Source organism: Maledivibacter halophilus (assembly GCF_900167445.1).
In the GTDB taxonomy this organism is placed as follows: Bacteria; Bacillota; Clostridia; order Peptostreptococcales; family Caminicellaceae; genus Maledivibacter; species Maledivibacter halophilus.
In genome coordinates, this window is sequence record NZ_FUZT01000008.1 from 120,675 (window position 1) to 146,759 (window position 26,085).

Below are 26,085 nucleotides of genomic sequence, written 5' to 3' on the forward strand. Positions count from 1 at the left end.
ATATAATATCCTCCCTAAAAGTTTTTTAAATTTTAATTACAAAACAATGTATATAAAAAAATAAATTATTTATCTATTTGTAGATGGTTACTCTTTTTCCAAAAATATATACCCATAAGAATGTAAACAACTGCTAATCCTGCACCAAATTCTGTGGCAAAAAATCGTGTCATACCTCGGTCAATAGTCATAGGATCAAATACAGACTGTATAAAATAATTATGTGAAGCATGAATAATTACTGCAAACCACATACTATCCGATTTCCTCGATCCATAATAAATTCTCCTTCTTTCATATTGCCTCTCTAGATTATATTATCCCCTTAATAAACATGTCTATGAAAATCATAGAAAAATTGAGCCGAATTAATATAAAAAAATAGGGTACTGCCTCTTAAAATTACTAAGTGACAATACCCATATTATATTTTTTGTTAAAGCTGACAAACCCTTGATATAGAAGGTTTTAAAAACCTTAACCCTGCTATTTTAAAATTTTATTCTGATTGATCTTTGTTGATAATAACAGCTTGAGCTGCTGCCAATCTTGCAATTGGAACTCTAAAGGGTGAACAAGATACATACTCAAGCCCTATCCTATGGCAAAAATCTATTGATTCTGGATCTCCACCATGCTCACCGCATATACCAAGTTTTATATCTTTTCTTGCTTCTCTTCCAAGCTTTACAGCCATCTCCATAAGCTTTCCTACACCTGATTGATCCAGTCTAGCAAATGGATCTTTCTCAAATACCTCTTTTTGTCTATATTCATTTATAAATTTACCGGAATCATCTCTAGAAAAACCATAAGTCATTTGGGTCAAATCGTTGGTACCAAAGGAGAAAAACTCTGCTTCCTGAGCAATTAAGTCTGCTATTAAAGCAGCCCTTGGTATTTCAATCATTGTACCAATCTTATACTGTAAATCAACATTATTATCTTTAATGATTTGGTCAGCAGTATTTTTAACTAATTCCTTTATTATCTTCAGCTCTTTTTCATGCCCAATAAGGGGGATCATTATTTCAGGTTTTACATCAATTCCTTTGTCCTTACTAAGATGAATTGCCGCTAAGATGATAGCCTTCACCTGCATCTCATAGATTTCAGGATAAGTAATTGCAAGTCTACAACCTCTATGTCCCAGCATTGGATTAATTTCTTTCAAATCTTCCACTGTTTCCTTTAGTTTGTTAAAATCCATATTAAGTTCATCTGATAATACTTTTATATCACTATCTTTATGGGGTAAAAATTCATGTAAAGGTGGATCAAGAAGTCTTATTGTTACAGGTCTAGGACCCATAGCCTCAAATATACCAATAAAATCCTCCTGCTGAAAAGGAAGAAGCTTATCCAGTGCCCTTTTCCTTTCTTCAGTTGTTTTAGCCACAATCATTTCTCTTACAGCTAAAATCCTATTATCCTTGAAGAACATGTGCTCCGTTCTGCATAAACCTATGCCCTCTGCACCAAATTTAACCGCCATCTCAGAATCCCTTGGTGTATCGGCATTGGTTCTCACCTTTAGCTTTCTAATTTCATCTGCCCATTCCATTATCTTGGAAAAGCTTCCAATCAACTCTGCTTCCTGAGTTTTTACAATTCCTTTATATACAATACCTGTATTCCCGTTTAATGAGATGTATTCACCTTCTTTAATTACTATATCTCCAACTTTAAATAGTTTCTTTTTCTCATCAACCTTTATTTCTCCACAGCCGGCCACACAGCATTTACCCATTCCCCTTGCAACAACTGCTGCATGGGAAGTCATTCCTCCCCTTGATGTCAATATACCTTCTGCACTTACCATACCTTCAATGTCCTCCGGTGATGTTTCAAGCCTTACAAGAATAGTCTTATCTCCTTTTTTAGAGGCCTCTACTATTTCTTCGGAAGTAAAATATACCTTTCCAGTTGCTGCCCCTGGAGAAGCCGGTAATCCTTTGGCTATTTTTTGAGCCTTTTCTAATTCTTCTAGTTTGAAAGTTGGATGAAGCAGCTGGTCTATCTGCTCTGGGTTAATTCTCATAATAGCTTCTTCTTTATTTATTACTCCTTCATTTACCATGTCAACTGCAATATTAACAGCAGCCTTTGCTGTTCTCTTGCCAGTTCTCGTCTGTAATATATAAAGATTACCCCTTTCAATAGTAAACTCAATATCCTGCATATCTTTATAATGGCCTTCTAGAGTTTTTGTAACCTCCATAAACTGATCATAAACTTTAGGCATAATATTATTTAATTCTTCTATAGCCTTAGGAGTCCTGATTCCAGCAACAACATCTTCTCCCTGGGCATTAATTAAAAATTCTCCAAATACTTTTTGCTCTCCATTAGATGGGTTTCTTGTAAATGCAACACCGGTACCTGAATCTTCTCCTAAATTGCCAAATACCATAGATTGCACATTAACTGCAGTTCCCAAATGATGGGGTATATCATTTATGTTTCTGTAAACAATGGCTCTAGAATTATTCCATGAATCAAATACGGCTATAACAGCCATCATTAATTGTTCTTTAGGATCCTGGGGGAATTCTATATTTGTTATTTTTTTAACAACGCTTTTGTATTTGTCAACTATCTCCTTTAAATTATCCACTGTAAGGTCAGTATCATTTTCTGCACCGTTTGCTTCTTTTACTGAATCTAATATATTATCAAATTTATACTTGCTTATTCCTAAAACAACATCCCCAAACATTTGAATAAACCTTCTATAGCTATCATAGGCAAATCGTGGATTTTCTGTAAGTCTTCCTAGACCTTCAGTTGTTTCATCATTTAATCCCAAATTTAAAACCGTATCCATCATACCAGGCATGGATATTACTGATCCTGATCTTACTGAAACCAATAATGGATTTTCATTATCTCCTAATTTTTTATTAGTTTTGCGTTCCAGCTTATCTAGATTTTCGAAAATCTTTTCTTTTAATTCAGGAGTTATCTTCTTTCCATCTTGATAATATTTGTTACAGGCTTCAGTAGTAATTGTAAATCCCCAGGGTACCGGCAATCCAATTTTATTCATTTCCGCCAAATTTGCTCCCTTGCCTCCAAGCAGTGACTTCATTTCTTTACTGCCTTCATCAAAGAAATAGATATATTTCTTCATTTCTTATTCCTCCTAATCTTTAAAATTTATTTGAATACTTATAACAAATCATTTTCCCTCATTATTTCCATTATGATACTGGCGCTTTCCTCCACAGCCTTACTGGAAACATCAATAACTGGACAGCCAAGCTTTTTCATAATCTTTTCAGAATACTCAAGTTCCTCTAAAATTCTATCCAAATTAGCATATGAAGCATTATTACTAAGTCCCAAAGCCTTCAATCTTTCTTGTCTTATTTCATTTAATTTTATTGGGTTTGCCGTAAGCCCCATAATGCGCTTAGGTGATATATCAAACAGTTCCTCAGGCAATGGCGCCTCCGGTACTATTGGTACATTGGCTACCTTTATATTTTTATGGGCTAAATACATACTTAAAGGAGTTTTTGAGGTTCTTGAAACCCCAATTAATACTATATCAGCCTTCTTAATCCCCCTTGAATCTTTTCCATCATCATATTTAACAGCAAATTCAATTGCTTCTACCCTATTAAAATATCTTTCATCTAATCTTCTCATTGTGCCTGGCACATTTACTGGTTCATTTCCTAAAACATTATAGAAGGAATTTAAAAGCTGAGACATAATATCTACATATTCCAAGTCTTTCTTTTCACATTCAATAATTATTGTTTCCTTTATCTCCTTAATCACAGTGGTAAAAACTATTATTGATTTTAAGCCAGCTGCTTCTTGTATTATATTTATCACTTGTTCCTTCTCAGTTATATATGGATATCTTTTCAATTTATAATCTAGGTCTTTAAATTGAGCTACTGCTGCCTTTGCAACCTGTTCTCCAGTTTCTCCTATTGAATCAGATAATATATATATGTATAACCTTTCATCCATATTTTATCTCCTCCATTTTCTATATATTTGTTATTTCTATAAACAGCCTGGTAATATTGGTCTTTGATATTCTTCCGATTACTTTACAGTACTCCTTATTATCAATTATTTCCTTATCGACTATTGGCAGGCTATCCACCTCATGCAAAATAATTTTTTTGGCTGCTTCCAGTACAGTTTCATTTGGATAAACTGTTATTATATTTGGCATTCTGGTCATTATTACACCTATGGGAACGTTGTTAATATCCATATTTCCAATACAGGATTTTAAAAAATCCTTTCTAGATACAACACCAGTCAAATACCCATCTGAAATAACAAATATGGTTCCTACATCATTTAGAAACATAGAAACTATTCCATCGTATACTGATGTCTCTTCATTTACAACAACAGGAACAGATTTTATTTCCCCAACCTTAATTTCATTTACCTTATTGAAGATTTCCTGATTAGGTGATTTACCTGTATAAAAATATCCTACCTTTGGTCTTGCCTCAAGCATTCCAGACATGGTTAAAATAGCAAGATCTGGCCTCAATGTTGCTCTGGTCAGCTCTAGAATTTCTGCAATATTTTCGCTTGTAATAGGCTCCTTTTCCTTTACAATTTCTATTATCTTCTTCTGTCGACTACTAAACTCTATAGTAATCACCTCATTTTTGCTTATTATGTTATACTATTTTTTATATATTATATACTATACCATTAATTTTGTCTCTTAGTTTATTATTTTTTTTTATTTTTTTGAATAATATTTTGAAATATAAAAAAGGATAACCTAATTGTTACCCTTTTTGTGTATTATTATTAAAATTCGATCTTTTTATTAATATAATCTTCTAATTCATCAATCTTAATTCTTACCTGCTCCATTGTATCTCTATCTCTTACTGTTACACTATTATCTTCCGTAGTATCAAAATCAATTGTTATGCATAAAGGTGTACCGATTTCATCATGCCTTCTATATCTTTTGCCTATGCTTCCGGATTCATCATAATCGATCATAAATTTCTTTGAAAGCTTATTGTATACCTCTAATGCTGTTTCCTTAAGCTTTTTAGTAAGAGGGAAAACAGCTGCTTTAAATGGAGCTAATGCTGGATGAAACTTAAGAACTGATCTTTCATTGCCATCTTCTAACGCTTCTTCTTTATAAGCATCAATCAAGAATGCCAGTGTTACCCTATCAGCTCCAAGGGAAGGTTCAATACAATATGGTATATACTTTTCATTGGTTGATGGATCCTGATAGCTCAAATCAACTCCAGAATGCTCTGCATGCTGTCTTAAATCATAATCAGTCCTATCTGCTATACCCCATAATTCTCCCCATCCAAAGGGAAACTTATATTCAAAATCTGTTGTAGCGTTACTGTAATGGGATAATTCTTCAGGTGAATGGTCTCTAAGTCTAATATTATCCTCCTTCATATTAAGATCCAAAAGCCATTTCTTACAGAAATCCTTCCAGTATTTAAACCACTGCAGGTCTTCACCGGGCTTACAGAAAAACTCAAGTTCCATTTGCTCAAATTCTCTAGTTCTAAATATAAAGTTCCCCGGTGTTATCTCATTTCTAAAGGATTTTCCTATTTGTCCAATTCCAAAGGGGATTTTTTTTCTAGATGATCTTTGTACATTTTTAAAGTTAACAAAGATCCCCTGGGCAGTTTCGGGTCTTAAGAATATTTCTGATTGAGAATCCTCTACAACTCCTTGATATGTTTTAAACATTAAATTAAACTGTCTTATATTTGTAAAATCCGCTTGACCACATTCCGGACATTTTATTTTTTCGTCAGCTACATATTTCTCCATTTCTTCCTTTGACCAACCATCTACTATTGTTTCTTCTCCTTCTTTTTTATCAATATACTCTTCTATTAATTTGTCAGCTCTAAACCTGGCCTTACATTTTTTACAATCCATAAGAGGATCATTGAATCCGCCAACGTGTCCAGAAGCCACCCAGGTTTCCGGATTCATTAAAATAGCAGCATCTAATCCAACATTATATGGTGATTCCTGTATAAATCTTTTCCACCATGCCTTTTTAACATTATTTTTAAGCTCAACACCTAAAGGACCATAATCCCAAGTATTAGCCAGCCCGCCATATATTTCAGATCCGGAAAAAATAAATCCCCTTGATTTTGATAGTGAAACAATCTTATCCATAGTGCTTCGTTCTTTTTTTGCCATATTTATACCTCCTAAGAATATATAATTTGTTTTTTTATTTAAATATAAAAAAACCTTCCATCCCGTAAGGGACGAAAGGTTTACTTCCGCGGTTCCACCCTGTTTGGCGTATACAACACCCACTTTAAACAGTACAGCTCAAGAGCTCCCTTCACTAAGATATTATACCGGATTTTCACCATCACCGACTCTCTAAAGTAATATTCAAAGTTACTCTTCTCTATCATAGCCTATATTCATTTTTATTGATTTTACCATAACACCTTAATTTTGTAAACAGTAAAAACAGAAATATATTTACTCTATCTCATCTTCATCTACTTCTTCTTTTCTATTTTTTCTGCTGAATTTACTCCTGGCTTCCCCTACTTTTCCTTTAACACTATGTATTGCATCCTCAGTGATGTCATTTATATCAATTATCTCTCCATCATCTTTGAGTATTTCCAATCTACATCCACTAGCAAGGGCTGCCACAATACCAGCTATTGCTGCCGGAGGAAAAACTAAAGCCCCAATAGCTCCAGCTGTAACAGGTATATTCATCACAGTCTCTCCATTTTTTCTTAAGTAAATCTTTGTTACATTTCCTTTCTTAACTATTTCCTTAAGCTTATCAATAACTTCATTACCTTTGTCACCTATATTGTTTTTAATTTTCTTTTGCTGATTTGATTCAATATAAATTATAGCTTCTAAAACGTCACCATCGGTTTCTTCTAATGCTTTTTTTGCCTCTCCATAAGAAGCACCAGTTCTTTCTCTCACTTCATCTACTTGTTCTAAAGTAAATTCCATAAAAATCACCTCTTATTTTTTTAGATTTTTTTAATAGTATTTAAAAATTCCAGACTCTTAAAAGATTTTCTTTGAAGATGAAATAATATATATTTATCTATAATATAACTTAATCTATTTATTGTTAAAGGATTCAACTTTATTTTTGATATTGTTATTATATCTGTTTTTAAGATATATCTCATGATTTTTACCATAGTTAAATCTATTAAAATGACATTTCCTTTACTTTTATTAAAGCAATTATCGCATATTATTCCACCTTGTTCAATATTGAATCTGATTTTTTTGAATTTTTTCCCATTACACTCTATACATTTAGTTAATTCGGGACGAAATCCAGAATAGTCTAGGAGTTTTAACTGAAAAGCAAGCTTAATAAGTTCAAAATTATCTTCTACATGGGTTATTAAGCTTAATGCTTTTAAAAAAGTATCAAAAAGTCTGTTATTAGTAACTCCTTCCACTGTAACAGTATCACAAAGCTCTGCAAAATATGAAGCATATGCAAGCTTTGATAAATCTTCTCTTATACTATAAAAGGATTCATGAATATCCGCAGATGAAATTCTATCTAATTCTTTTCCCTTAACCAATACAAACTCGCCAAAAACAAATATATGGGAAGCAGGGGAAAGACTTGCTTTAGGTTTTCTTCCCCCCTTTGCAACAGCCCTTATTTTTCCAAGCTTTCTTGTAAAAAGTGTGAGTATTACATCTGCTTCAGATATTTTATTTTTCCTTAAGACCACAGCATCGGTCTTATATATCATTACATCACCTCAAGAAATTATTCTGATCATAGGTAAATTCCATATTTTTATTTTCTTCTTCACTAAATGATTCTAAGTCTTTATTCTTTTTAAATTCCAAATAATATTCCACATCACCTGTCATTAGAAATAGATTCCATAAACTATCTTTATACATTCTTATACCCCCTTCTAACAGTTATTATTTAAAAAAGTCATAAATTATAAAGGCAATTATACAACTTCCCCATATAATTATTTTCTGTTATAAAGAGGTGTATATATACAAAGAAAATTTTGTTATTTAAAATAACTTTTATCTAATAAACTAGCCTTGACAAAAGAATAGTTGTCAGTGTAAAGTATATGGATAAACCGGTTATATCAATAGTGGTAGTTATAAATGGAGCAGATGCTACAGCAGGATCAACACCTATTTTTTTAAATATTATGGGAACTAAAGTACCAATAGTAGCCGCAGTTATCATATTGGCCCACATTGAAATTCCCACTACAAAACTTAAAATTATTTCTCCTTGTATAAAAAACAAAGAAACTATAGCCACTATAATACTACAGCATAGACCAACTAAAAATCCAATACAAACCTCTTGAAATAAAGTCCTTAAAACCTCTTTTCCTTGAATATCTCCCATTGCTATACCTCGTACAGTTAAGGTGGATGATTGTGTGCCTACATTTCCTCCCATACCAGCAAGCAGGGGCATAAAAAGTGCTAATACAGTATTTTTATTAAGAACTTCTTGAAAACCACCTATTACCTGGGCCGATAACAATCCTCCAAATACAGTTATTATAAGCCATGGTAATCTTGATTTTACAGAGGCAAATATTCTCTCTGAAATATTGTAATGCTCAAGATCCTCAACTTCAGATGCTCCTGCAAATCTATATATATCTTCTGTGGCTTCTTCTTCAATAACATCAATTATATCATCTACAGTTATTATACCCATTATTCTATTATTATCATCAACTACTGGAATAGCCAATAAATCATATTTTGAAACCGCTCTGGCCACATCTTCTTGATCTGTTTTCAAATTTACACTAATAACATTTTCATGCATTATATCTTCAACAATATTATTGGGTCTACTTATAATTAACTCCCTTAATGAAAGTACTCCTACAAGTCTCTTATTTTTATCAACTACATAAACATAATAAATAGTTTCTGCATCCTTAGCCATCTCCCTTAAATCTTCTATGGCCTGATAGATAGTTATATCCTTTCTAACACTGATGAACTCCTTGGTCATTATACCGCCGGCTGTATCCTCATCATAAACAAGGAGCTCCCTAACACTCTTAGCATCCTCTAGATTTAAAAGAGATATTATTTCCTTTCTCTTTTCTTCACTAAGCTCGGCAATGAGATCAACCATATCATCCTGTGCTATTTGCTCCAATAATAGAATCTTATGCTCTCTTCTTAATATTCCAAGAAATTCAAGAAAGGTTTCTGAATTAACTTCCTCTAATACCTTCCCTGCTTGTTCCCATGAAAGAATGCTAAAAAATTTCACTTGATCCTCATCATTGAGTTCAAAAAGAACTTCAGCTATATCTGCTGGGTGCATTTCTTCAATAAATTCTTTTATTTTTAAATCTTCATTTCTATTTAATAGTTCTTCTACTGTATGGATTCTTTCTTCTATTACATTTTCATCAGTATTTTTTGTCATAATTACTTTCCCCCTTAAAGCGTCAATGAATAAATTGTACTAGCAAATGTCATAAATTCTCTTTATGAGTAGAGGGAATATAATTTATTCATATCCAAAATTTCTTAAAAGGTTCTCTTTATCTCTCCAGTCTTTTTTTACCTTTACCCATATCTCCATAAATACTTTAGATCCAAGAAGTCTTTCAATTTCTTCCCTTGCACTTTTCCCGACACCTTTTATTTTTCTTCCACTTTTCCCAATAATTATCGCTTTATGAGAATTCCTTTCACAGTATATTGTAACATCTATATCAACTATATCCTTATCTTCTCTTTTTCTCATATAATTTACAATAACTGCAACTCCATGGGGAACTTCCTCATGAAGATAGTGAAGGAGTTTTTCCCTTACAATTTCTGATACTATAAATCTTTCAGGCTGGTCAGTAATCATGTCAGAGGGAAAATACATGGGTCCTTCAGGCAATCTATTAACTATTTCCTTTACAAGTTTATCAACATTGTTTCCATTTATTGCTGATAAGCCCATAATATTTTCAAAGATACCAATTTCTTTATATTTATCATATATATCTTTAAAATCATCGGGCCCTATTTCATCAATTTTATTTATTCCAAGTATAATTGGGGTTTTTACATCCCTTAACAATTCTATTATATACTTATCTCCCGGTCCAATAGTTTTAGACTCATCAACTAAAAAAACTATAACATCTACTTCGTTTAAGGTTTCCTTAGCTGCTTTAACCATATGCTCTCCCAATTTGTTTTTAGGCTTATGGATTCCCGGTGTATCTAAAAACACTATTTGGGAATCTTCACTATTATATATGGTTTGAATTTTATTTCTAGTAGTCTGGGGTTTATCTGACATAATTAGTATTTTCTGGCCAACTATATTATTTATCAGCGTAGACTTTCCAACATTAGGTCTTCCAATTATTGTTACAAATCCTGACTTATAAGCCAAACTCGTCACCACCTATTTTTATTTCATTATTAATTTCAAATTACTGGGAACAACCTGATACCATGTAATTCCCGGATTCAATTTTATTTCTTTATCATTTAAATCATAATATCTTGTAATATCCCTTCTAGAAGGTTTTTTCCATTTTACTTCCATATATTTTCCATTTGTTATGTATAATCCCTTACCTTCTCCTATAAGCTCTACGTCAAGTCTTCCAACACTGTCAATTACTTTTTGATCTGCGTACTGCACTAAAATATTTTTTGCACTTAAATGAATTTTTGAAGCTTCATCTAAATGGGCTTTATTGTTAACATATCTATAGTATAAACCTTCTTCTTTGTTATATTTAAATCCAGAAGTATATTTTTCATCTCTATAGGGGATTTTTATCTCAATTAATGATTCACCTTCTATTTCAGTATCCTTTTCATTAAATTTCAAGGTTTCAAAGCTTCCAGTTTTGTTGTATTTTCTTCTTTTAGCTTCCTTAGTAATGGCCTCATAGCTTGAATACATATTATTAGGTTTTGGTTTATGGCTTTTTCTCCAGAATACATCTCCTCCACTTGATAGACCGTCAACATCAGCCATTTTTAAATTTTTTATATCCTTTTTAGCCTGTTCACTTCCTCCTACATGAACATATAGGGGATCGTACTCTAAGGCTTTATCTACAAAATATGGTCTAGCACTTCTAATTGGTCCAATTGTTTCCGGCTTATTAGTATAAATTATTGCTAAATATCTGGTTATATTTCCTTCTGCCAGTATTTCATATACTACATCGGCTTCACTAAGCCCTGCCTGTGGTCTAGCCTTATATAAATTATCCAACATAACTGCTATTGGCCTATCATTTAGTCTTTCCTTATCTATATACTCTCCAGTTAAAGGTGACTTTATTTTATTTTCCATGTCTATTTCTTCTTCAGCTTTTTCATCATTTGTACCATCGCTAATGACAATTTCTTCTGTTTCTTCCTGTATGACGCCGTCTGTAGAAACCTCTTCCTTATTATTGGAAGCCTCTTTATTAGAACAGCCAATTAGTAATGAAAGTGTTAATACTACAACTAATACTTTTTTCATTTTTTAGTCCCCCTTGTTCTTTAAACTATTCATCATTATTCATATTTTTTATTTCTATCTTTTTTATCCTTCGATTTTGAACCTCTAAAACTCTAAATACAATATTATTATATCGTATAATATCATCTTCCTTAGGGATTTTTCCAATTAAATTAAATACAAATCCCCCTAAAGATTCAAATTCATCTTCTGGCAAATTTTCTTCCAAAATATCATTTACTTCTTCTATGGATATTTTGGAATTAACAATTATAATATTCTCATCCTTATAATCTATCAAGCTCTTTTCATCATCGTATTCATCTAAAATATCACCTACTATCTCCTCTAAAATATCTTCAATCGTTACAAGCCCCAGAGTTCCGCCATATTCATCCAATACAATAGATATATGTACCTTCTCAAGCTGCATTTCCTTTAATAGATCGGCTGCTTTTTTACTTTCCGGCACATAATAGGCAGGCCTCATTAATCTTTTTATATTAAGCTCTTCTTTGTTAGATTTTAAATAACATGAAAGAAGGTCTTTGGCATAAATTATTCCAATAACATTGTCAATTGATTCTCCAATAACTGGAATCCTTGAGTAACCAAATTCAATTATTTTCTTTATAGCATTCTCTATGGACACATCTTCTTCTAAATATACTATATCAATCCTAGGAACCATAACTTCTGTAACTTTAATATCTCCAATTTCAAAAATGCTTTCTATCATTTCTCTCTCTTGCTTTTCAATAATTCCTACTTCTTCACCAACATCTACTAAGGTTTTTATTTCTTCCTCTGAAACCATAGTGCGATTGTTACTTGTATTTCCTCCTAAGCTTCTAATAATTATCCCAGTTATTTTATTTAAAACAAGTAGAATAGGACCAAATATTACTGAAAGCAGTTCCAATGGTCTTCCCAACTTCATTGCAACCTTCTCTGCATTATAGGAAGAATATGTCTTAGGTGTAATTTCTCCAAAGACTAAAATCAAAACAGTCATAATTGCAGTTACTAAAAAGGTTGCTTGTCCAGCCTGCTTTCCTTCAAAAATACTTAGTGTAAGTTCAGTTGCAATGGCTGTTGCAGCAATATTTACTATATTATTACCTATCAATATTGTTGCTAATATCTTAGGAGATTTATTTAGAAGTCTTTCTAAAATCTTAGCTTCTTTAACACCTTTTCTTTTAAGCTTTTTAATGCCTATTATATTTAAAGATGACAATGATGTTTCAGCACCAGAAAATAATCCGGATAATGACAGCAACACAATTAGAACTACTAATCTTAAAATAATAGAGTAATCCACTACTCTTCCTCCTATTTAATATAGCTCCAGCAATATGGGGTAGTAAATACTACCCCCTTATTATAATATAATTATTTCAATAAACAAGATTAAATATAAGTAAAGTTATTAAAGCTCCCAATAAAGAACCTACCAAAACTTGTATCAAAGAATGTATTCCAGATTCAATACGACTTTGAACTACTAAAAGGGCTAAAATAAATGCCAATGTTATTATCAAAGTGTTTTGTGATAAAAAAGCTATTGCTATGAAAATAGAAAAAGAAACAGCAGCGTGGCCGCTGGGCATTCCGCCCCTTAATGGAGTTCCTTCTTTAAAATAGGCTTTAATACCTATAGCAATGAAAATAACAATTAATAAACTCACAAATACTATATTCATTGGCATATTTCTCACTTTATGAATAAAAATAGTGGATAGCTTATCAAGCTTGTCAAAAAATACTATATATCCAACAATTATGGAGTTTACAGCAGAAATCAGTACAGCTCCCGCTGCAACATTTTTAGCTATTTTAGCTAATTCATGATATTTATCAGTAATAAGGTCTATAGTGGCTTCTATAGATGTATTTATCATCTCAGTAACTATAACCAAGGAGATTGTTATAAAAACTGCTATAGTTTCCATCTTTGACAAGTCAAAAAATATACTGAAAAATAGTACCAATATAGCTATAATAAAATGTATTCTCATATTTCTTTGAGTTCTTAATGTGTAAATAATGCCTTCAAAAGCATAATTAAAGCTATCAAATATTTTTTTGGTTTTCATAATATTCTCCATTATTATTCCATATTATACTATAGAATATTTAATTTATATAATTAATTAAGGAAATTAAGTAATCACCTTAATATTCCTAACAATTCCAATACTTTTTCTTCCTTAACCCTCATACTTTTAGTATTCTCCTCATTATCATGGTCATATCCAAGTAAATGAAACATGCTATGGGCAGTTAAGAAAGCCACTTCCCTCTCAAAGGAATGTCCATATTCACCTGCCTGCTCCTTAGCCTTTTCTAAAGATATTACTATATCACCTAATACTACTATATTATTTTGATCCCTGAATAATTCCTGATTATCGTATTGGGGAAAAGATAAAACATCGGTTTCTGCATCTTTTTCCCTAAAATTTTTATTTAAACGCTTAATTTCATTATTATCAACAAAAGAAATACTTATTTCAATATTATTGTCAATATTTTCAACTTCCAATGATTTCTTAACAACCTTTTCTAATATTTTATTTATTTCATCATTGTATTTGATAATGTCTTGTTTATTTATAATGTCGATATTAATCAATTTGAAGCCTCCATTTCTTCTTTTATTTCAGGGTACTCAATTCTCTCGTGGAATATACCCATCAATGTATTGATAAAGACAACTCTAATAGTTTCTAGGTCTTTAAAGGTTAAATCACAATCCTGCAGCTGCTTTTCATTAGACTTCCCTTCTATAATCTTTTTAACAAGCTCCTCGATATTATCCCTTGTTGGTTCAGACAAGCTTCTAACAGCTGCTTCAACAGAGTCAGCTATCATTACGATTGCCGCTTCCTTAGACTTAGGCTTTGGACCATTATATTTAAAATCACTTGCATCTACACTCTTAGACTCGTTTTTTTCACTTAAGGCCTTATGATAAAAAAACTTCACCAGAGTTTCCCCATGATGTTGCTCAATTATATTGATAATATCTTTAGGAATCTTATGTTCCTTTGCCAGAATAACCCCATCTTGTACATGACTTCTAATAATATTTGAACTCAGGTAAGGAGAAATCTTATCATGGGGATTGTCTGAAGTAAGCTGATTTTCCTTAAAGAAATAAGGTCTTTTTAATTTTCCTATATCATGGTAGTAAGACCCAGCCCTTGCAAGTAAGCTATTACATCCAATTGCATGGGCCGCAGATTCACTTAAGTTTCCAACTATTATACTATGGTGGTAAGTCCCCGGCGCTTCTACTAATAATCTTTTAAGTACTGGATGATTTGGATTTGACAGCTCTAATAACTTAATAGGTGTTAAAATATTAAACATATACTCCCATAGGGGTAGAGAGCCTATTGTCAATATAGAACAAAACACACCATTTAGTATACCATAAAATCCATCAATTAAAATAACCTTAGCTCCAAATCCATTAATCAAACCAAAACCTGTTATTAGAATCATATTAGTAAAACTTACAATTAAACCCGAAATAATAATTTTAGACCTTTGATGAGTATTTGTCGTGCTTATTGCAGCAACTGTTCCACTAATCAGCAATGTAATAAACACTATAAGACTATTTCTTGTTGCCAAAGTTACCAATATAGTTAAAAAAATATTTAATACAATAGCTATAGTTGGTGTAAACAGTATTCCTATTAGCATTGATGATGATGCCACCGGTATAAGATAGCTTGAAATACTGCTAAGGGGCTTCGACATAAGAAACACTATTAGAAAAACTATTACAATTAAATATATATTGGAAATTTTGTTAACTAATTTTTCATTAAATAAATATATATAGGAAAGAATTATCAGCTCTAAGATTAGAATAATAACAATTACTCCTATTAGTGGCTTCATATCCTTTTCCTTTTTTTCATCCACTAAACCGGCTTCCATTAAAAGCTTATAGTGCTTTTCTGTAATTTCTTCTCCTTCATTAACTATAATCTGGCCCCTTTTTATAAACACTTTATCAACTTGCTTTATTGCCTCATTAATCTTTTCCTGGGTTAATTTTTGATCTAAATAGGTGTTTTCCTTAATTGAACTATTAACTATTTTTATTCCAATAGTCTTTAAGTTTTTAGAAATTCCATCTAAAGACATAAAGTATTCTTCAATTTTCTTCTTTTTATTTTCCAGTTCTTCCTTTTTTATACCAGTTGTCATTATTTGCATAATAAATTCATAGGTATTTCCCTCAAGCTTCTTAACACTTTCTTCATTATAATTCAATAATATGATTAAATCACGTCTAGTCAAATTAAAATCATTATATTCCTCTATTGATTTAATATTCTCATCAGTATCAACCTTCATCTCTTCAGATAAATTTCTTAATTCATAAAGCTTTTTGAAAAAAATTTCAATATTATCCTTTATATTTATCTGAATAGTTGGATCAATCTCCTGTTTAGGCTCTACACCTTGTATTACTCTTTCAACTTCCTTTGCCGTAGCTTCCTTATCTTCTATATCAATTGGTGCTCTAATATCAGAAGGAGCAGGCTCACCAATTTTTATATCATATTGTTTTGGCGATACAGTAGTGTAGAAAGAAAAAAATATGATTATAAAAAATGATAGAGATAAGATAATTATATTTAATTTCTTACTTTTAAAAACTCTATTGATTAAGCTTTTTCTTGCAAGCTTGTCCAGTTTTTTTAATAAAGACACAGGTTAGCCCCCTTTTTATCGAGAATCTCATATTTATCTTTTCTTATTTGTTTTGTTTTCAAATGCAGCATATGCCTTTATTATTTTTTGTACTAAGCCATGTCTTACTACATCTTTATCGGTTAAATATATAAAATCTATTCCCTTTATATTACTCAAAACCTTAATGGTTTGCCTAAGTCCCGATTGTTTTCCCTTGGGCAGATCCATTTGTGTAATATCTCCATTTATAACAGCCTTGGATCCAAAACCAATTCTGGTCAAAAACATCTTCATTTGAGCTTGAGTCGTATTTTGTGCTTCATCTAAAATTATAAAGGAATCATCTAGAGTTCTCCCCCTCATATATGCTAGAGGAGCAACTTCTATCATTCCCTTTTCTTTATACTTCAAATAAGTTTCCCCACCAAGAATATCATATAATGCATCATATAAGGGCCTTAAATAAGGGTCTACTTTCATTTGCAAATCTCCAGGCAAGAATCCTAAACTTTCACCAGCTTCAACGGCTGGACGAGTTAAAATTATTCTGCTAACTTCCCTATTTTTAAAAGCTTTAACAGCCATTGCAACAGCCAAATAGCTTTTTCCTGTTCCAGCTGGACCTATTCCAAATACTATATCTCTATTTCTAATTGCCTCTATATATTTTTTTTGACCTATGGTTTTAGGCTTGATAGCCTTCCCCTTTGAAGTAATACAAACTATATCATCCATTAATTCATCAATTTTATCTTCTTTACCCTGATTAAATAGGCTTATAGTATAAATTATCTTTTGTCTATCTAGATTTTCACCAGCTTCTATCATTTTAATCATTTTTTTTAATACATCACCTGCTATATTAATTTTATTTTCATCTCCTAGTATTACTAAATCGCCATTCCTTGATACAATATTAACATTAAATTTTTCTTCTATTATTTTAATGTTTTCATCTAAGTTTCCAAACAATTCATCTAAAAAATCTATATTTTCTATTTTAATTCTTTTTTCATTTTGTACTTCCAAAATTACTCCTCCTCTTGTATTTCAAATCTTTGCCTAGTTCCAATAGATTCTATTACTTCAATTGTCAAACGTCCCCACAAATTAGAACCATTTTTTCTATAGTCTATTGTCTGTTTAACTATCTGTGCATCCTCAGGTATTTCCTTAGTAAGATTAACCATTAGGAAATCCTTAATTGATTTTTTAAGGATATCTTCTGGAACCTTTCTCTTCTTCTCTATAATTTCAAAATACTCTTCAATTACAAATTCTACAGGAATCTCAATTTTCCTCCATTTTGCTAAACTTTTATTTCTTGCTCTAATAACATATTTATCAAAGGGTATCTCGTCTTTAGATATAGTAAAGGAAGATTCTCCAAATTTGAAAATCCTTTTAGTATGCTTCCTGCCTGTCTTTACTTTTGTTACTTCACAAATAGGTAATTCCTTTGTTTTTTCATAAAATGTCCTGGCATATACTTCACCTGATGAATGAACTAAACGTAATATACCTTCCTCTCTTTCTATTTTACCACTAATAAGTATTTGATTTTGTCTTACTATATCACCTTTTTTTACCATGGCATCTCCATTTCTGGCAATGATTCTTTCTACTATACCATTTTTTTTAGCCACAATATGGCATGGAGTCTCTTCATTAATTATATTTGGATCCTTTTCCTTTTCAACTACTTCAATTTTAATTTTAGTTCCCTCTACTTCTACACCTACCCATGCCAAATCTTCATAATTAATCAATAGATTATTTTTTATATCAGTTTTATTTAAGCTGTATTTAAAAACTCCTGTTTTCACTCCTGATTTTCCTAAGGTTGTTAACATATCTTTCTTGGATATATTAATATTCCCTTTAATCTCAATATCCCATATAAAAGATGTGATACCAATAATTAATAATAAACATATAATGAATCCCACTGCAACTATTTTTTTTCGTTTTAATCTAAAAATTAAAAAAGGATAACCAACCTTTAATTGTATTTTCCCTCTACAGCCAGTTTTTTTCAATATCTTGCACAATTGTTTATATCCTTTAGCCCTTGTTTTTCCCTCTATCGTTGTATAATTTATTCTACGAATATCCCATAAATATATATCTTGATTAGCTGCCAAATTTAAAATTTTCTCTAAATTAAGTCCTTCAAGCTTAAATACAACATATCCCCTAAAAAAATTTAAAATTTTAATAATCAACACATTCCTACACCTCTACTTAAAAAAATCTATAGATACTATCTTTCCAGAAACTATAATTTCTTCGGCAGTAATTGTTTTTATCATAAGATCTATACCTGACAATTTTATGGTTCCATCCTTTATACCGATTCGAATATATTCACTTGAATATTCTATAATACCTTTATGATTTTCTATGCTCATCAATAAATTTCCTACAAAGGTTATTCTGGGAAGGTCCAGCAAAATATCCTTAGGTATTTCTAATATATTGGACATTTTTTCTTTAATGTTGTATATTTTATCTTCCTTCATGCTTATATCCTCCTTAGACAAAGGGGAAAATCCCTTTGTAGTTCTAAGTTCTGAGTGGTTAGTTCTAAGCTTTATGTCATTCTCTATGGGAATTTAAACCAACAACAAATCCTATTATTAATTCTATGCTTATACATATTCCTCTATTACTTGTTATATATAAACAACAATGAGATTTAAAATAAATTTCAGGAAAAATGATAGAATCTTCATCAAAAAAATAGACCTCTTTAAGAGGTTCAAAATAAATTTATGCATATTGTTTTAATAATGTACACGAATCAGCCAAAATTTTATGCCTTTATCACTCCAACCTAAATCCCATGGAACCCTATATCTATCAGTATTATGACTATGAACGTATGCATACCCCTTGGAATCTGCTCCTGTAACAACTGATATATGGGTAACCTTACCCTTCTTTACATAGGCAATAAAATCTCCTGGAAGCAGTTTAAAAGAAGCTTTATATACCTGCTCATATGTTCCATATGCTATTTTAGATGCCCTATTGCTGTACAACATATAATCCTTAAAGCTTTGGGCATTTACCCATGCTTTACTACCACCTTTATAATACTTCCAAGTATTTGTCTGTCTAAATTTTCCTCCCTCATACAGAATTTGCGATGCAAAATTCGCACAATCCCCTCCTAATGGATTATAGTTTTTATATTTTTTATTATAGTTAAAACCATATTCTTCATCAGCTGCTGCACCACAATATCTATCTGCATATTTTACTGCTTCTATCCTTCTCTTATTTAAATTTGTCAAATTGCTTTTCTTCTGATTCAATATGTATTGTGTAATTTCTTCACTCTTAATATCATTTAAGTTCAAGGAATCAGCAAAGGGATCGGTATACCACTCACGAACAATCTTCCAGGATTCCTCTGTTTTTTTTATATCTATAGAATGGTAAGTTCCTATTCTAAACATATTTTCTTTTCCGATTTGATCTTTATAATAATACTTATATTCCGTAGATGCTGTACAATTAATTCTATATCCTTCCTGTCTCTCTTTTATACTGCTTATTTTAACTAAACTTTTGACATCATAAAATTTAACTCCCTGTTTATTGGACCAGCTTTGAAGATATTTTGCTTTCTTCTTTTCGTGTTCATATGCCCAAACTCCATATTTAATACTCGTATCATACAGAGCCTCTATGGTATCAATATCACCATTCAATATTGCTTTATTCCTTGTACGAAAAAAATCATTTATTATCAGTTCTCCCTCATTACTTTCTGTAGAGAAAGTCGTGACAATTGAAGAATTGTATACTTTGTAACCTATTATAAAAATAAAAAATAATACCATAATTAAAAAAAGAAGAAACTTCTTTCTTGACAGAACTATTATCATGAGCTTCCTCCTTAAGGTTATTCATAAAATTATATGTTATTATTCCTTAAAATAGACTTATAAAAAACAAAAACTGCCTATATAAAATAGACAGTTTATCTTTTATAACAATTCTTTTACTGTTTTTGATACAAGCTTGCCATCAGCTTTTCCTTTTAGCTTAGGCATTAACACTCCCATAACTTTGCCCATTTCCTTAGGTCCTTGTACTCCTAATTCATCAATAGTAGCTTTAACAACTTCTCGTATTTCATCTTCTGTAAGCTGTTTTGGGAGGTAGGTTAATAAAATTTCAATTTCCTTTTGGCTTTCATCTACTAAATCCTGGCGATTCCCTTTTTGAAATTCTTCTAAGGCATCTTTCCTCTGCTTTAACTGCCTTGCGATAATTTCAATAATACCCTCATCATCAATTTCAGTTCTATTATCAACTTCATATTGCTTGATATCGGATCTTATCAAGGTAATAACAGATTTTCTTATTTTGTCCTTATTTTTCATAGCAGATTTTAAATCTTGCATTAATTTATCTTTGAGGGACACAAGTTTCACCTCTTTAATATCTTTTTTTCTTTCTTCTTGCAGCTTCAGCTTTCTTTTTACGCTTTACACTTGGCTTCTCGTAATGCCTTCTCTTTTTAACTTCAGACATAACTCCAGATTTAGAACATTCTCTTTTAAATCTTCTAAGCGCTTGATCTAAGGATTCATTATCTCTTACCTTTACCTTTGACATATATACTTCCCCCCCTCCTCTGATAAAGTACAGTGTTGCTGTGTCTATAACTTTTAAAGCTATAAATCACAGAGGAGTACTCATGTACTTAGCTATTATACATTAATATGATAAATTTTTCAAGATTTTTTCAATAACTATATATATTTCTTAGCCTGGAGGCCATTGCATTTGTCTTCCTGCTAACAAATGAAAATGCAAATGATTTACTGTTTGTCCTCCAAGCTCACCACAGTTATTTACTATTCTATATCCATCCTCATCTATATTCATCTCTTTTGCCACTTCTTTTATCCTTAAAAATATTTCTCCTATTAAATGTTTATGCTCTTCATTTAAAAAATTTACTGATTCTATATGTTCCTTTGGAATAAATAATATATGAGTTGGAGAAGCAGGATTAACATCCTTAAAAGCGATTATTTTATCATCTTCATAAACTATTTCTGCTGGTATTTCTTTTTTTGCTATTTTACAAAAAATACAGTCCAAATCTAGCACCTCCTTTAGGTTATATAATTCAACAGTTAGCAAAAAAATCCTGCAAATTTTATTAATAATTTGATTAATCGAGCAAATTGCATAATTACCTTACCTAAAAATTATCTACTGCATGTGGTTTTAAAATCTTCAAAGCCATACCATATATATTATGCAATTGTGCCAAATTAGAGTTATGCAATTTCCTCAATCTATATTTTTATTATTTCACCAATCACAGTATCATTTTCTATTTTGTTTAACCTCGTTTTAATTATTTTTCCTATTACATTGTCTTCCCCTACAGCTGTTACTCTAATGTAATTGGATGTTAATCCATCTACTATACCCTTCTCTTTACTATAATGATTCTCATATAAAACGTCTAATTCATCATCTATAAATCTATTCATATATTTATACATTAATTCATTACCCAATTTTATCATTTTCTCACTTCGTTTATTCTTTATATCTCCGGGAACTTGATTTTTAAATTTTGCTGCAGGTGTGCCCTTTCTGGGGGAATATTTAAAAACATGTATCATACTAAAGGCCATTTCCCTAACAAATCCATAAGTCGTCATAAATTCTTCTTCTGTTTCACCTGGAAATCCAACAATTATATCAGTAGTTATTGCAATATCTGGAATCTCTCTACGTAAATTATTAATAATTTTTCTATACTCTTCAGTAGTATATCTCCTATTCATTCGCTTTAAAGTCTCATTACATCCACTTTGAAGGGATATATGAAGATGAGGGCAAAACTTTGGAAGAGCTTCTATTTCTCCAATAAAATCCTCTGTAAGCAAAGTAGGCTCTACAGAACTTAGTCTTATTCTTTCTATACCTTCTACATCATGAACTTTCTTTATGACATCTATTAATGTACCCTTCTTTAAGTCTTTACCATAGGATGCTATATGAATACCTGTTAAAACTATTTCCTTAAATCCATTTTTAGCAAGTCTATTAACTTCTGATATAATATTTTCAAGTTTCCTGCTCCTTATTGGCCCCCTGGCATATGGAATGATACAATATGAACAGTATCTGTTACATCCCTCTTGAATTTTTAAAAAAGCCCTTGTCTTTCCCTTGACTTTTTCTATTGATAATTCTTCAAAATCTTTAACTTCCATAATATCATCAACATAGTTTATTTTTTCATTTTTATCAATTGTCTGGACCAATTCTACAATTTTATTTCGCTCATTGGTACCCAGTACAAGATTTACCCCTTCAATCTCCATTACTTCCTCAGGAGCTGTCTGGGCATAGCATCCAACTACCACTACAATTGAATTAGGATTCCTTTTTTTTGATCTTCTAATAAACTGTCTAGACTTTCTGTCTCCCAAATTTGTTACAGTGCATGTATTAATAACATAGACATCAGCTTTTTCACTATTTTCAACTACTTCATAATCATTTTTTTCAAAAAGCTCTATCATAGCCTCTGTATCATATTGATTTACCTTACAACCTAAAGTATAAAAAGCTACCCTTTTCACTTAGTTACCTCCTAGATCTCCTAATTCATACATCAATATACTAGTAGTCACCAGACCTGCTGTTTCAGTTCTAAGTATTCTAGGTCCTAGACTTACAGATATTGCCCCAGAACTTACAAGATTTTCAACTTCATCTTTTGTAAAACCACCCTCAGGACCTATTATTATGCCTACTTTTTTCACGCCTTTTCTATTGGCTACAACTTTTTTTATACCATTATCCTTTTCTTCTTCATAGGGGATGATAATCATATCAAAATCATCGAAAACCTTAATCAAATCCTGAATTTCAACCATACTACCTATTGTTGGTATTATACCCCTCTTACACTGTTTTGCAGCTTCATAGGCTATTTTCTGCCATCTCTCTACCTTTTTCTCTTCAGAGGTTCTATCTTTTATTTTAACAACACATCTATCAGAAATAATAGGAATTATTTTTTTTACTCCTATTTCAACATTCTTCTGTATAATCAAGTCCATTTTATTAGATTTAGGTATCGACTGAAACAATACTATTTCAATTGGTGCTTCAGTTTTCGATGTATATTTCCTTACTATTTTGCACTCTATTTGTTTTTTATCAATATTCGAAATCTGTGCCAAATAGTCAATATTTTCTTTATTACATATTTCTATATTATCCCCCTCACTAAGCCTTAAAACTTTACTAATATGTTTTAAATCCTCAGGAGAATCTATTATTATTATGTTCTTTTCTTCAAAAACATTATTCTTATTAACAAAAAATCTATTCATGCAAAACTTCCTTTTTCGATACTATTGCTGCCCATTCACCGAGCTTTTCCACATGTAGGATTCCTAATCCATTCTCTTTAAGGGCAAGAACCACTTCATCAACTTTATCCAAAATAATACCAGAAGCAATAAATATGGAATCATCCTTCATAAATTTTCTTATATCATTTGCCAATATTATTATAATCTCTGCAATAATATTAGCCACAATAATATCTGCTTTTCCCTTTACAACATCCATTAAATTTCCATTTTTTATTTCTACAATATCCTGAACAGAATTCATTTTGACATTAGATCTAGATACCTTGCATGCTGTTTCATCGATGTCTACCGCAACTACTTTTCCCGCTTCCAGTTTAGCTGCTGCTATGGAAAGGATTCCGCTACCGCACCCAATATCATAAACTGTATTGCCTTGTCTTATATATTTTTCCAATAATCTTATGCACATAGTTGTTGTTTCATGTGTTCCGGTTCCAAATGCCATTCCAGGGTCCAGCTCAATTATCTTTTCATTTTCTTTAGGCATATAGTCTTCCCATGATGGCTTTACAACTATTTTATTCCCAATCTTTTTAGGTTTATAGTATTTTTTCCAGGAATTTGCCCAATCTTCTTCATAGACTTCAGCTATAGTCACCTGATTAGGCTCACTATTTTCATTTTCCATTGAAAGATTATGTACATTTTGCTTTATAAGTTCAATCTTATCCGGCAGATCCTGGCTTTCCGGAAGATATCCCTTAACTACCGCACCCTCATAATCAATATCCAAGGAGTCTATATCAAAATAATCCCAGCTTGTCTCCTCCTTCATATTGATAATTAAGTCCTTGGGATCCTCAATAACAACACCTCCAACACCTACATCATAAAGAATATTACATACCGCCTCTACGTACTCACTTGTAGTTTTGATTGTAATCTCATTCCATTTCATAATTTACCCTCCATAGCAAGCTTTTTCAAAATTATTATACCCTAAGAACACATGTATTACAAAGAAAATTATATAAAAATGCTAAAAAACATTTTGAACAATTAACAAATCACCTAGCTTACTAGGTGATTTGTTAATTAAAATCTTAACATCTTTTTTCTAAAGAACATCAAAACTTGCAACCTGCAACTATAGAAGTCTTCCTAGAGACTTTCGTTCATATCCCAAAAACATCCTTTACTTTATCAAAGAAAGACTTTCTTTGCTGATGTAAATCTTCTCCCATCTCTTCTGCAAATTTTCTTAATAAATTCTTCTGATCTTCATTTAGTTTTTTAGGAATCTCCACTACTACCTTAACGTATTGATCTCCTCTTCCGTTTCCATTTAATATTGGAACTCCTTTTCCCTTTAATCTAAATACTGTGCCACTTTGGGTTCCCTCAGGAATCTTATATTTTACTCTTTCGTCCAAGGTTGGAACTATTATTTCATCTCCCAATGCAGCTTGAACAAATGTAATGGGAATTTCACAGATAATATCATAATTATCTCTTTTAAATATCTTATGGGGAAGCATTCTAATTACAAGATACAAATCTCCCGAAGGCCCCCCTTTAATTCCGGGCTCCCCTTCTCCTCTAAGGGTTATCACTGAGCCGTTATCAACTCCTGCAGGAATCTTTACGCTAATTTTCTTTTTCTTTCTAACAGTACCTTTACCATTACACTCATCACATGGTTTATCTATTATAGTTCCTTCGCCATGACAAACATCACATGTTCTAACATTGACAAATGAACCCAGTGGCGTTCTCTGAGAATATCTTACTTCTCCACTACCATTACATTTGTGACAAGTCTTCTTACTGGTCCCTGGTTTAGCTCCTGTTCCACTACATTTTTTACATTCTTCATTTTTAGATACTTCAATTTCTTTATTTACACCAAAGGCTGCTTCTTCAAAGGACAGATCAACTTGGATCTTAATATCAGGCCCTTTTTGTGGTCTGTTTTTTCTTCTGCCCGATGAAAATCCTCCACCAAACATATCAAAAATATCACCAAATATATCTTCAAAACCACCAAAGCCTGAAAATCCGCCGCCACCACCAAAGCCACCTTGACCATTTCCATTAACTCCAGCGTGGCCAAACTGATCATACATAGCTCTTTTTTCCTTATTGCTTAGCACCTCATAGGCTTCATTAGCTTCTTTAAATTTCTGCTCAGCATCTTTATCATCGGGATTTCTATCGGGATGGTATTTCATGGCCATTTTTCTATATGCCTTTTTTATGGTCTGCTCATCAGCATTTTTATCTACACCTAAAATCTCATAATAATCTCTTTTACTCACGTACTTACCGCCTTTCTTTTATGGTTGGTGAGTATTTATAAAGCTTTATATAACAATTGAATAACTTTTAATACTTGACACCTTAATTATTTATATTATTATACCTTAAAATCTTTAGTTTTTACAACCAATTTAATAAAAAGTGCCAATACATAACTTAATTCAGTCT

General features: G+C 31.5%; 26 protein-coding genes and 1 other annotated feature. All 26 genes read right to left on the reverse strand.

Annotated elements, in window-relative coordinates; genetic code table 11:
- Positions 1-65 precede the first annotated feature (65 nt).
- Positions 66-254 carry a hypothetical protein gene (locus B5X81_RS15965; protein ID WP_079493110.1) on the reverse strand — a complete coding sequence of 63 codons (189 nt, stop codon included), beginning with the start codon at positions 252-254 and terminating at the stop codon, positions 66-68.
- 245 nt (positions 255-499) lie between these two features.
- Positions 500-3,133, reverse strand: coding sequence for a pyruvate, phosphate dikinase (gene ppdK, locus B5X81_RS15970; protein WP_079493112.1), 2,634 nt, complete (start codon positions 3,131-3,133; stop codon positions 500-502).
- A 38-nt stretch (positions 3,134-3,171) separates the two neighbouring features.
- Positions 3,172-3,987, reverse strand: coding sequence for a pyruvate, water dikinase regulatory protein (locus tag B5X81_RS15975; protein ID WP_079493113.1), 816 nt, complete (start codon positions 3,985-3,987; stop codon positions 3,172-3,174).
- Between the two features lie 19 nt (positions 3,988-4,006).
- The gene (locus tag B5X81_RS15980; RefSeq protein WP_079493115.1) at positions 4,007-4,645 is read right to left on the reverse strand and encodes a helix-turn-helix transcriptional regulator; all 639 of its coding nucleotides are present in this window, start codon (positions 4,643-4,645) and stop codon (positions 4,007-4,009) included.
- 155 nt (positions 4,646-4,800) lie between these two features.
- Positions 4,801-6,198 carry a glycine--tRNA ligase gene (locus B5X81_RS15985; protein WP_079493116.1) on the reverse strand — a complete coding sequence of 466 codons (1,398 nt, stop codon included), beginning with the start codon at positions 6,196-6,198 and terminating at the stop codon, positions 4,801-4,803.
- Positions 6,199-6,262: 64 nt separating this feature from the next.
- Positions 6,263-6,434 (reverse strand) — a binding site (T-box leader).
- A gap of 61 nt (positions 6,435-6,495) precedes the next feature.
- Positions 6,496-6,996 (reverse strand): DUF4342 domain-containing protein, encoded by a 501-nt coding sequence (locus B5X81_RS15990; protein ID WP_079493118.1) that lies wholly within the window; start codon positions 6,994-6,996, stop codon positions 6,496-6,498.
- Between the two features lie 20 nt (positions 6,997-7,016).
- Positions 7,017-7,769, reverse strand: coding sequence for a DNA repair protein RecO (gene recO / locus B5X81_RS15995; protein WP_079493119.1), 753 nt, complete (start codon positions 7,767-7,769; stop codon positions 7,017-7,019).
- A 4-nt stretch (positions 7,770-7,773) separates the two neighbouring features.
- Positions 7,774-7,926, reverse strand: a complete 153-nt coding sequence (locus B5X81_RS27550; protein WP_170917464.1) for a hypothetical protein — start codon at positions 7,924-7,926, stop codon at positions 7,774-7,776.
- A 142-nt stretch (positions 7,927-8,068) separates the two neighbouring features.
- Positions 8,069-9,457: a magnesium transporter gene (gene mgtE / locus B5X81_RS16000; RefSeq protein WP_079493121.1), complete on the reverse strand. Its 1,389-nt coding sequence runs from the start codon at positions 9,455-9,457 to the stop codon at positions 8,069-8,071.
- 84 nt (positions 9,458-9,541) lie between these two features.
- Positions 9,542-10,429 (reverse strand): GTPase Era, encoded by an 888-nt coding sequence (era, locus tag B5X81_RS16005; RefSeq protein ID WP_079493122.1) that lies wholly within the window; start codon positions 10,427-10,429, stop codon positions 9,542-9,544.
- Positions 10,430-10,447: 18 nt separating this feature from the next.
- A complete protein-coding gene (locus tag B5X81_RS16010; RefSeq protein ID WP_079493124.1) occupies positions 10,448-11,524 on the reverse strand; it encodes a DUF3048 domain-containing protein in 1,077 nt (358 codons plus the stop codon).
- Between the two features lie 25 nt (positions 11,525-11,549).
- Positions 11,550-12,827: a hemolysin family protein gene (locus B5X81_RS16015; protein ID WP_079493125.1), complete on the reverse strand. Its 1,278-nt coding sequence runs from the start codon at positions 12,825-12,827 to the stop codon at positions 11,550-11,552.
- Between the two features lie 76 nt (positions 12,828-12,903).
- Positions 12,904-13,602 carry a diacylglycerol kinase gene (locus B5X81_RS16020; RefSeq protein ID WP_079493127.1) on the reverse strand — a complete coding sequence of 233 codons (699 nt, stop codon included), beginning with the start codon at positions 13,600-13,602 and terminating at the stop codon, positions 12,904-12,906.
- A 74-nt stretch (positions 13,603-13,676) separates the two neighbouring features.
- The gene (gene ybeY / locus B5X81_RS16025; protein WP_208985079.1) at positions 13,677-14,132 is read right to left on the reverse strand and encodes an rRNA maturation RNase YbeY; all 456 of its coding nucleotides are present in this window, start codon (positions 14,130-14,132) and stop codon (positions 13,677-13,679) included.
- Positions 14,133-14,137: 5 nt separating this feature from the next.
- Positions 14,138-16,243, reverse strand: coding sequence for an HD family phosphohydrolase (locus B5X81_RS16030; RefSeq protein WP_079493128.1), 2,106 nt, complete (start codon positions 16,241-16,243; stop codon positions 14,138-14,140).
- Positions 16,244-16,276: 33 nt separating this feature from the next.
- Complete coding sequence (locus B5X81_RS16035) at positions 16,277-17,254, reverse strand: PhoH family protein (protein WP_244282124.1); 978 nt, start codon at positions 17,252-17,254, stop codon at positions 16,277-16,279.
- A gap of 2 nt (positions 17,255-17,256) precedes the next feature.
- Positions 17,257-18,453, reverse strand: a complete 1,197-nt coding sequence (yqfD, locus tag B5X81_RS16040; protein WP_079493131.1) for a sporulation protein YqfD — start codon at positions 18,451-18,453, stop codon at positions 17,257-17,259.
- 12 nt (positions 18,454-18,465) lie between these two features.
- A complete protein-coding gene (gene yqfC, locus B5X81_RS16045) occupies positions 18,466-18,747 on the reverse strand; it encodes a sporulation protein YqfC (protein WP_079493133.1) in 282 nt (93 codons plus the stop codon).
- A 264-nt stretch (positions 18,748-19,011) separates the two neighbouring features.
- Positions 19,012-20,121 carry an amidase domain-containing protein gene (locus tag B5X81_RS16050; RefSeq protein ID WP_079493134.1) on the reverse strand — a complete coding sequence of 370 codons (1,110 nt, stop codon included), beginning with the start codon at positions 20,119-20,121 and terminating at the stop codon, positions 19,012-19,014.
- A 102-nt stretch (positions 20,122-20,223) separates the two neighbouring features.
- Positions 20,224-20,664 (reverse strand): GatB/YqeY domain-containing protein, encoded by a 441-nt coding sequence (locus tag B5X81_RS16055; RefSeq protein WP_079493136.1) that lies wholly within the window; start codon positions 20,662-20,664, stop codon positions 20,224-20,226.
- Between the two features lie 13 nt (positions 20,665-20,677).
- Positions 20,678-20,857: a 30S ribosomal protein S21 gene (gene rpsU, locus B5X81_RS16060; RefSeq protein ID WP_079493137.1), complete on the reverse strand. Its 180-nt coding sequence runs from the start codon at positions 20,855-20,857 to the stop codon at positions 20,678-20,680.
- A gap of 150 nt (positions 20,858-21,007) precedes the next feature.
- A complete protein-coding gene (locus B5X81_RS16065) occupies positions 21,008-21,349 on the reverse strand; it encodes a histidine triad nucleotide-binding protein (RefSeq protein WP_079493139.1) in 342 nt (113 codons plus the stop codon).
- 200 nt (positions 21,350-21,549) lie between these two features.
- On the reverse strand, positions 21,550-22,854 hold the full coding sequence (mtaB, locus tag B5X81_RS16070; RefSeq protein ID WP_079493140.1) for a tRNA (N(6)-L-threonylcarbamoyladenosine(37)-C(2))-methylthiotransferase MtaB: 1,305 nt from the start codon (positions 22,852-22,854) through the stop codon (positions 21,550-21,552).
- Positions 22,855-23,613: a 16S rRNA (uracil(1498)-N(3))-methyltransferase gene (locus B5X81_RS16075; RefSeq protein WP_079493142.1), complete on the reverse strand. Its 759-nt coding sequence runs from the start codon at positions 23,611-23,613 to the stop codon at positions 22,855-22,857. It abuts the gene before it with no gap.
- Complete coding sequence (prmA, locus tag B5X81_RS16080) at positions 23,606-24,556, reverse strand: 50S ribosomal protein L11 methyltransferase (protein WP_079493143.1); 951 nt, start codon at positions 24,554-24,556, stop codon at positions 23,606-23,608. The genes B5X81_RS16075 and prmA overlap by 8 nt, the downstream gene beginning before the upstream one ends.
- Before the next feature lie 217 nt (positions 24,557-24,773).
- On the reverse strand, positions 24,774-25,916 hold the full coding sequence (gene dnaJ / locus B5X81_RS16085; protein ID WP_079493145.1) for a molecular chaperone DnaJ: 1,143 nt from the start codon (positions 25,914-25,916) through the stop codon (positions 24,774-24,776).
- Positions 25,917-26,085 lie beyond the last annotated feature (169 nt).

What these genes read in the sequence shown, in the direction of transcription:
- rpsU (WP_079493137.1), bottom strand. Translation starts at nt 20,857, where the DNA reads ATGTCAAAGGTAAAGGTAAGAGATAATGAATCCTTAGATCAAGCGCTT.
- B5X81_RS15965 (WP_079493110.1), bottom strand. Translation starts at nt 254, where the DNA reads ATGTGGTTTGCAGTAATTATTCATGCTTCACATAATTATTTTATACAG.
- B5X81_RS15985 (WP_079493116.1), bottom strand. Translation starts at nt 6,198, where the DNA reads ATGGCAAAAAAAGAACGAAGCACTATGGATAAGATTGTTTCACTATCA.
- prmA (WP_079493143.1), bottom strand. Translation starts at nt 24,556, where the DNA reads ATGAAATGGAATGAGATTACAATCAAAACTACAAGTGAGTACGTAGAG.
- B5X81_RS16050 (WP_079493134.1), bottom strand. Translation starts at nt 20,121, where the DNA reads ATGATAATAGTTCTGTCAAGAAAGAAGTTTCTTCTTTTTTTAATTATG.
- recO (WP_079493119.1), bottom strand. Translation starts at nt 7,769, where the DNA reads ATGATATATAAGACCGATGCTGTGGTCTTAAGGAAAAATAAAATATCT.
- B5X81_RS16010 (WP_079493124.1), bottom strand. Translation starts at nt 11,524, where the DNA reads ATGAAAAAAGTATTAGTTGTAGTATTAACACTTTCATTACTAATTGGC.
- B5X81_RS27550 (WP_170917464.1), bottom strand. Translation starts at nt 7,926, where the DNA reads ATGTATAAAGATAGTTTATGGAATCTATTTCTAATGACAGGTGATGTG.
- yqfC (WP_079493133.1), bottom strand. Translation starts at nt 18,747, where the DNA reads ATGAAGGAAGATAAAATATACAACATTAAAGAAAAAATGTCCAATATA.
- B5X81_RS15990 (WP_079493118.1), bottom strand. Translation starts at nt 6,996, where the DNA reads ATGGAATTTACTTTAGAACAAGTAGATGAAGTGAGAGAAAGAACTGGT.
- B5X81_RS16020 (WP_079493127.1), bottom strand. Translation starts at nt 13,602, where the DNA reads ATGAAAACCAAAAAAATATTTGATAGCTTTAATTATGCTTTTGAAGGC.
- B5X81_RS15975 (WP_079493113.1), bottom strand. Translation starts at nt 3,987, where the DNA reads ATGGATGAAAGGTTATACATATATATATTATCTGATTCAATAGGAGAA.
- mgtE (WP_079493121.1), bottom strand. Translation starts at nt 9,457, where the DNA reads ATGACAAAAAATACTGATGAAAATGTAATAGAAGAAAGAATCCATACA.
- B5X81_RS16075 (WP_079493142.1), bottom strand. Translation starts at nt 23,613, where the DNA reads ATGAATAGATTTTTTGTTAATAAGAATAATGTTTTTGAAGAAAAGAAC.
- ppdK (WP_079493112.1), bottom strand. Translation starts at nt 3,133, where the DNA reads ATGAAGAAATATATCTATTTCTTTGATGAAGGCAGTAAAGAAATGAAG.